Annotated in this window: 6 protein-coding genes; 3 read left to right on the top strand and 3 right to left on the bottom strand. The window is 57.4% G+C overall.

What is annotated here, in order from left to right; all coding sequences use genetic code 11:
* The 3 genes from ACOSYY_RS05245 to ACOSYY_RS05235 form a co-directional block, all read right to left on the bottom strand.
* On the bottom strand, positions 1 to 1,137 hold a 1,137-nt coding region (locus ACOSYY_RS05245; protein ID WP_421661213.1), incomplete at its 3' end, for an efflux RND transporter permease subunit.
* Positions 1,138 to 1,183: 46 nt separating this feature from the next.
* Entirely contained in the window at positions 1,184 to 2,314 is a 1,131-nt protein-coding gene (locus ACOSYY_RS05240) for an efflux RND transporter periplasmic adaptor subunit (RefSeq protein ID WP_421661212.1), read from the bottom strand.
* A gap of 298 nt (positions 2,315 to 2,612) precedes the next feature.
* Entirely contained in the window at positions 2,613 to 3,926 is a 1,314-nt protein-coding gene (locus ACOSYY_RS05235) for a putative porin (RefSeq protein ID WP_421661211.1), read from the bottom strand.
* A gap of 236 nt (positions 3,927 to 4,162) precedes the next feature.
* Between ACOSYY_RS05235 and ACOSYY_RS05230 the strand changes: the two genes are divergently transcribed.
* The 3 genes from ACOSYY_RS05230 to ureC all read left to right on the top strand — a co-directional run bounded on the left by ACOSYY_RS05230 (position 4,163) and on the right by ureC (position 6,978).
* Complete coding sequence (locus tag ACOSYY_RS05230) at positions 4,163 to 4,465, top strand: urease subunit gamma (RefSeq protein ID WP_421661210.1); 303 nt, start codon at positions 4,163 to 4,165, stop codon at positions 4,463 to 4,465.
* Between the two features lie 123 nt (positions 4,466 to 4,588).
* Positions 4,589 to 5,257 (top strand): urease subunit beta, encoded by a 669-nt coding sequence (gene ureB, locus ACOSYY_RS20370; protein WP_526023284.1) that lies wholly within the window; start codon positions 4,589 to 4,591, stop codon positions 5,255 to 5,257.
* A 2-nt stretch (positions 5,258 to 5,259) separates the two neighbouring features.
* Complete coding sequence (ureC, locus tag ACOSYY_RS05220) at positions 5,260 to 6,978, top strand: urease subunit alpha (protein WP_526023285.1); 1,719 nt, start codon at positions 5,260 to 5,262, stop codon at positions 6,976 to 6,978.
* Positions 6,979 to 7,217 lie beyond the last annotated feature (239 nt).

Here is a 7,217-nt window from a genome sequence, read left to right as displayed (position 1 = left end):
AACCATGAAGATAGCCGCGCCGATCAGCGACACCGGCATCGCGACAAGGGGGACCAGCGCGGTTCGGACCGAGCCCATAAAAAGGAACACGACGACGGCGACGATCAAGATCGTCTCAGACAATGTCTTCGTGATTTCCGTGAGCGCATTCCGCATGAACATCGTGCCGTCCCACACCAGCTGCATGTCGATGTCGGGGGGCAGCGTCGGCCGGATGCGCTCCATCTCGTCGATCAACCGATGCTGGACCTCGATTTCATTCACACCCGGTACCGGCCAGATCCCGAGGTACACGCCTTCCGTCTCGTTGTACTTGGCGATCATGTCGGCTTCTTCGGCCTCGCGCTCCACCTTCGCAATATCTTTTAGCCGGACGATGGCCCCGCCTCGGTCGGCGACAATCAGCTCCTCGAACTCGGCGGCGGAGCGAAGATCGGTGTTTGCGAGCAGGTTGATCTGAGCAAAGTTTCCCTTCGTCCGTCCGACCGCGGCCAGGTAGTTGTTGCGCCGCAGCGCGTTCTGTACGTCGCCGGGCGACAGATTGAAGGATGCGAGGCGGTCGGGATCAATCCAGATGCGCATGGCGATTTGTCGCCCGCCTTCGAAGGTGACTCGCTGGATACCGGCCAGCGTGGCCAATTGCGGCTGAAGTGTGCGCAGCAACCAGTCTGTGACGGCCGGCACAGTTCGTTCGCTGGAGGCAAAGCTGAGATAGAACGAGGCGTAGGGACGATCGGCGCGCTGCACCTCGATCACGGGCGGCTCGGCTTCCGTCGGCAACTCCGCTCTCACTTGCTGGAGCCGCGCCGTGACTTCAGCTAGGGCTGCCGTGCTGCTGTGGTTCAACTTCAAATGCACGGTTATGGTGCTGACACCGGCCCGGCTGGTCGATTCGACGTAGTCGACACCGCTGATCGCGGAAACGACCCGCTCGATCGGCGTGCTCAAAAATCCGCGAACCGTTTCAGCGCTCGCCCCGTAATAGATCGTCGTGATAACCACGGACGAACTCTCGATTTGGGGGTACTGCTGCACAGGCAAGGACGTCAATGCTCGCCAGCCGGCGAGGATGATTACGAGGTTGACGACCACGGCAAGGACCGGATGCTTCACGAAGATATCGGTGAACGATCGCATGGTATATCCTTATTTCTTCTTCATTCTTCTTCGACTGGTGATCGTTTCAGTCTTTGCCGACCGGTTGTGCGTGGGCCTGCTTTTGCGAGGAAGGTTCAGGCGCAACCACGACGAGCACACCTTCGCGCAACTTGAACGATCCTGACGCGGCAATGGTCTCGCCGACGGCGAGTCCGGCCTGAATCACGACTTGATCGCCGACCATCGTCCCGCTTTCCACTTGCCGCACATGCGCGCGACTCTTGTGATCCTGGTCAGGCGCGATCACGAATACCTGATCGCCGCCCGGTCCTTTACGCAACGCGCTGACCGGGATGGCGACGGCTTTTCGCGCGAGACCAACGGGAACTCGAACCCGGACCGACGCGCCGGGGGACAGCATATGGAGCGCATCATCAACCCGCGCCCGCACCACGGCATTCCGCGTGGTTGGATCCACGCGTGCATCGAGCGCAACGACGTTGGCTCTGATAGCGGGGGCTTCGCCGGCCGCGAACACTTCGACTGTCTCGCCGACCCCTAAACCGGCCGCGACCTGCTGGGCAACCGTGAAATCGACATGGACCGCTTCGCCGACGCCCTGCAGCGTTGTGAGCAACGTTCCTTCGTCCAGATATTGACCGGGGTGAACATCGGCGATCCCCACGCGCGCCCGGAACGGCGCGCGGATGGTCTTCTTGGCGATGATCGCCCTAGTGCGGGCAATCTGGGCCTGGGCAATATCCAAGTCCGCACGAGCCCGATCGACTTCCTCCTGAGTCGTGGCGAGTTCCTGATTAAGGTTCTGTCGGCGATTAAGCACCGTTTTGGTAAGAGCGGCTTGTGCTTCCTGCGCCTTGAGGTCGGCTTCTTCGACGGAGACGTCGAGTGCGACCAGCAAGGTGCCGGCTTCGACGGTCTGCCCCGGCGTGAGCCGGACTTCACGGACAGTACCGGCGAGTTCGTTCTTCAGCAGGACCGAACGGAGGGCCAGAACCGTTCCGATAGAGGTGGTGGTCTGGCGATGATCTATCTCGCGTGCGACGGCGACGGTGATGGACTCCATCGGTTCCGGTTGGTTTGCAGAGGCCGCGGCGGAGTTTTGAATGGATTCGTATTTCCAGGCGACCAGCCCAATGCCCGTGGATAGTACCAACACGAGGAGCAAGACTGTTCCGATCCAGTTACGACGATTCATGAGACAACCCTCCACGGTGCCTGTATCGAAATTATGCCGATCCATTCCAATCGCATGTTAGTTTTGCAGAAAAGCAATGATTGTTCCAGTCAGTTTTAAACAAGGATGATATTCCAACCATATGATATGCAAATGATTATGATGAATTTCCAGTTAGTAGAGAAAGAGGATACATGAGAATGACGAAGTGGACCTGTCGTCAGTTCGTCACATGACGAAATATCGACGGCAATGTTCTTGGGAATGACGTCAGAAAAGTAGACGCTCCGATGAGCTCTTGCCCGCTTATATAGGTTTATTAGTATTGCAGCTGCAAGGCCACGTGGAACGAATCGACCTTATCTCCGACCACATTCGGCCCAAAGTTGTTGGTGCCCTTGGTATTTAAATCGCCGTATCGATAGTAGACGGACACACGTGCATCAAAGCCGTCGATGACGTAATTGATACCGGTTTCCCATTCCGCGCGCCGGTCGCTATACAGGGGATCGACGCTGGTGTACCGCACATAGGGTTGGAACCGTCCGATGCCGATCTCATGTGGGATCAGGTACAAACCTAAAACCGTCCACGAGTGACCGTTGAATATGCAGAAGCAATCTCCTATCGGGTTTGCTGCAGCGGCGGCACCATAATTGGCGAAGAACCGTTTGAATTCACCGTTAAAGGTGAAGACGCCCATGTTGTTGGGGAGCGGCTTTTCAAACAGGAGATCGACGGAAAGACCGGTAAAGTCGCTCCTCCCCAGAGTAATGGATCCGGCGCCATCCTTCTGGTGTTGCACGTTGCCAGCAATGGCAAGGATGTCTCCGGCGGTTCCGAAATAGGTTTCTCTCGTATAGTAACCTGTGTTTTCTTCGTCGTTGAGCAGATTCCACTGCAGACGTCCGGCGTACATCAAACTGCCGGTGTCGTTCGGTCCGCCTCGGAGGCCCGTGAAGACCGACGCCGTATACTGGAAATGCGTGCCGAAGGGATGAATTTTGCCGTAGAAGACCGCGCCGTTGTCACGGCCATAGAGGCCGGCGCTACCAGCGGGACCATTGTTCCCGGCTGACCCAGGGGTATTTTCGCTGAAGTCTGCGGGAAAGAACGGGGTTCGGAAAAATTCGAAGGTCGCATGATTAAACGGTCCCGCCAGCTCAGCGCGCTCATTCGGGACCAAGGTGCGTCCCACCCAAAGGTTGATCTTCTCGTTGAACTCGAATTTCCCGATCGCATCCAGCAAAATAATGCTGGAGTTGCTTCCAAAACTTAGATTGTTCTGCCCGGTGGTGCCTTGTCTCCCGCACGTGCATTCGGTGTTGAAGGTGAACTTCACATACTTGTGGATTTGTCCATTGATGTACAAACGCTGGTGGGGGATGCGGAAATTGTTGCTGTAATGAGTTCCCGGCGTAGTGCCGGAAGCCGGTGGCGGCCCGGTTTGGTTTTCAATTGCGTCAAAAACGAGCCGGATGCCGATGCCGACGGAAATCCACTTGTCCTCATCGATCTTGATCTCGCCGGCAGCATACGCACTGGGCAGCGCGGATCCCAGTCCAGCCATCAGTGCCGTCATGACTCCCGCAAGTACACCCCTTGTCCACCGCTTTTTCAAATAGTCATTCATGCCGATCCCTCCGTTATGAGTGAGTCAAACTCTGCCTACCATAGTTCGAATACTCTGCCTCTAAGTGATACTGCTGAACTTCCTAGTGGCGCCTCTCGTCCGAGTATGGCCCTGTAGTATTCCAGCGTCGGGTGGATCGCTCGATATTCGCTCGGCGCCCATTCAGGCACGACGGCGATGCTCAGCCTGTCTCGCCTGCAAACCAATATCAATCTTCCTAAGAAAGGAGGGCTCTCATGCGTTTGATTCCACGAGAGCAGGACAAACTGATGGTGTATCTCGCGGCGCTACTCGCAGCCGATCGCAAGAAGCGCGGCCTTAAGCTCAATCATCCGGAGGCTGTCGCATACCTGGCATCGGCAGTTATGGAGGGTATTCGAGATGGGAAGTCCGTGGCGGAGCTGATGACCTATGGAACCCAGTTGCTCTCGCGCAAAGACGTGATGCCTGGTGTGCCGGAGATGATCCCTGATTTTCAAGTCGAAGGAACCTTTCCCGATGGGACAAAGCTCGTGACGGTCCACAATCCGATCCAATAGCCATGGCATGCTGTGCTGCCGAATGGAGAAGGCCGACAGTGGGATGCAGGGGATGGCTTCTTACGCACCAGTGTATCGAGGATTCTGCGTTCGCAGCTTTACGAAGAAAAGGAGTGAGAGAACATGAAAGCGAAAGAGCCACAGGATTCAAAAGATGCCAAAGGAGGAGAGGATGCTTCCAAGACCGGACCTTCCAGGCGAGAATTTTTCGCGCGGAGCGGACGGGTTGCGGCAGGAATCGGAGCAGCATCGTTATTGGGAAACGCGGGGCAACATGGAATCGCGTATGCGTGGAATGAATCGTTGATCACGAAGGTCAGTGGGGCAGGAGGAGGAAAGAAGAAAAAACAAGAGTCGTCACAGAGATCAAAAGAGGCCTTAGCCGCCGCGGTCAAAGCCGAGCTGTCCGCTCCGATCAAACCCGGCGAGATTATGGCTGCGTCCGGTGATATCGAAGTCTTCAAGGGGCGGGAGACGAAAGAGATGACGGTCAAGAATGTAGGTGATCGACCAATCCAGGTCGGGTCCCACTGCCACTTCTTTGAAACCAATCGCGCGCTCAAGTTTGAGCGTGAACCGGCATTCGGGTTCCGGCTGGCCATTCCAGCCGGGGCGGCGGTGCGGTTTGAGCCGGGAGAAGAAAAAAAGGTGCCGCTCGTGGCCTTTGCCGGTAACCGACTTGCCATAGGTATCAACGGATTGACGGATGGATTATTGGATGATCCGAAGGTCAAAGCCAAGGCGGTATCCCTCGCTGCTGATCGCGGATTCGGAAAAGGAGGCGCCCGGTGAAAATTCCACGCAAACAATACGCATCTCAGTACGGTCCCACCGTCGGCGATCGTGTTCGGCTTGCCGACACGGAACTCATCATCGAAGTCGAAGAAGATCGGATCACTCAGGGAGATGAAGTGGTGTTCGGCGGCGGCAAGACCATTCGTGACGGGATGGGGCAGTCGGCCCGGGCTACCAGCGCCAGTGGTCAGCTGGATACCGTTATTACTAATGCGCTCATCCTTGACTACACCGGGGTCATCAAGGCGGACATCGGCATCAAGGACGGCCGCATCGTCGGGATCGGTTCGGCGGGCAATTCCGACCTGATGCCGAATGTCACGCCAGGCATGGAGATCGGCCCAGGAACGGAAGTGATCGCCGGAGAAGGCCGTATCATCACGGCCGGCGGGATCGATTCGCATATTCACTTCATCTGTCCGCAACAATGCTGGGAAGCGCTGTCTACTGGCATAACCACGATGATCGGCGGCGGAACCGGGCCTGCTCAGGGAACCTATGCGACGACCTGCACGCCGGGGCCATGGAATATTCATCGCATGCTGGAAGCATCGGAGGGGATTCCCATCAATCTCGGGTATACGGGAAAGGGCAACGCCTCGCGGCCTGAAGGGTTGAATGAACAGATCGAGGCGGGCGCCATCGGGTTGAAGCTGCATGAAGACTGGGGCACCACGCCGGCTGCGATCGACACCTGCTTGAGCGTGGCGGATCGTTACGATGTGCAGGTGACAATCCATACGGACACACTCAATGAGGCCGGTTATCTCGAGGATACCATCAAGGCCATCAAGGGGAGAGCGATCCATACCTACCATACGGAGGGCGCGGGCGGCGGTCACGCGCCGGACATCATCGAGATTTGCGGAGAGCCCAGCGTGATGCCGTCCTCGACCAACCCCACGAGGCCGTTTACCGTCAACACGATTGATGAGCACCTCGACATGTTGCTGGTGGTTCACCATCTGAACCCGCGGAGTCCCGAAGACCTCGCGTTCGCGGAATCCCGCATCCGACGCGAGACCATTGCGGCCGAAGACATTCTGCATGATATGGGCGCGATCAGCATGATGTCGTCGGACTCGCAAGCCATGGGCCGAATCGGAGAAGTCATCACGCGCACGTGGCAGACCGCCCATAAGATGAAAGTACAGCGTGGGCATCTCAAGCCCACGAGCGGAAAGGATTCCGGTCAGAACGATAACTTCCGGGCCCGGCGCTACGTGGCCAAGTATACGATCAATCCGGCCATCACGCATGGCATCGCCCATGAGGTCGGGTCGGTGGAGGTCGGCAAGATCGCCGATCTCGTGATCTGGAGGCCGGAATTCTTCGGTGTCAAGCCCGAAATGGTGTTGAAGAGCGGTTTCATCGCTCAGGCGCAAATGGGTGATCCCAACGCGTCGATCCCGACTCCGGAGCCGACGATCAGTCGGCCGATGTTCGGCGCATTCGGCCGCGCATTGTCCAGCACCAGTTTTACCTTCGTATCGCAGGCGGCCTTGGACCACGAGATCCCCAAGCGGCTTGGTTTGCAGAGGCGTATCGCGGCAGTAAAGAATTGCCGCAGCGTGAAGAAGCGCGATCTGAAGTTGAACGACGCGCTCCCAAAAGTGGAAGTGCATCCTGAGACGTACATTGTGACCGCGGACGGTGTGCCGCTCATCTGCGAGCCGGCGATTGTGCTGCCGCTGGCGCAGCGGTACCAATTATTCTAACGAACTGAACGGCCGGTTCGGCTACGCGTACGAGTGATCGTGAAAGTAGCCGGCCGTCCGTTTATTCTCATGTACGCGATATGAATACGCCCGCATTACTGGAAGGGCTCCGGTTCATCGACACATTCTTCCCGTCCGGTGGCTACGCGTTTTCCTCCGGGTTGGAAGCGGCCATCCAAGGCGGGGCCGTGCAGAACTCCGATCAGCTGGCCCGTTACGTGGAGGATCTGTTACGCGGC

The sequence above is a fragment of the Nitrospira sp. BLG_2 genome (assembly GCF_049222245.1).
Note: the sequence above shows the minus strand (reverse complement) of the source record. Positions and strands in the feature narration are given on the sequence as shown.

What these genes read in the sequence shown, in the direction of transcription:
- ACOSYY_RS05230 (WP_421661210.1), top strand. Translation starts at nt 4,163, where the DNA reads ATGCGTTTGATTCCACGAGAGCAGGACAAACTGATGGTGTATCTCGCG.
- ACOSYY_RS05240 (WP_421661212.1), bottom strand. Translation starts at nt 2,314, where the DNA reads ATGAATCGTCGTAACTGGATCGGAACAGTCTTGCTCCTCGTGTTGGTA.
- ACOSYY_RS05235 (WP_421661211.1), bottom strand. Translation starts at nt 3,926, where the DNA reads ATGAATGACTATTTGAAAAAGCGGTGGACAAGGGGTGTACTTGCGGGA.
- ureB (WP_526023284.1), top strand. Translation starts at nt 4,589, where the DNA reads ATGAAAGCGAAAGAGCCACAGGATTCAAAAGATGCCAAAGGAGGAGAG.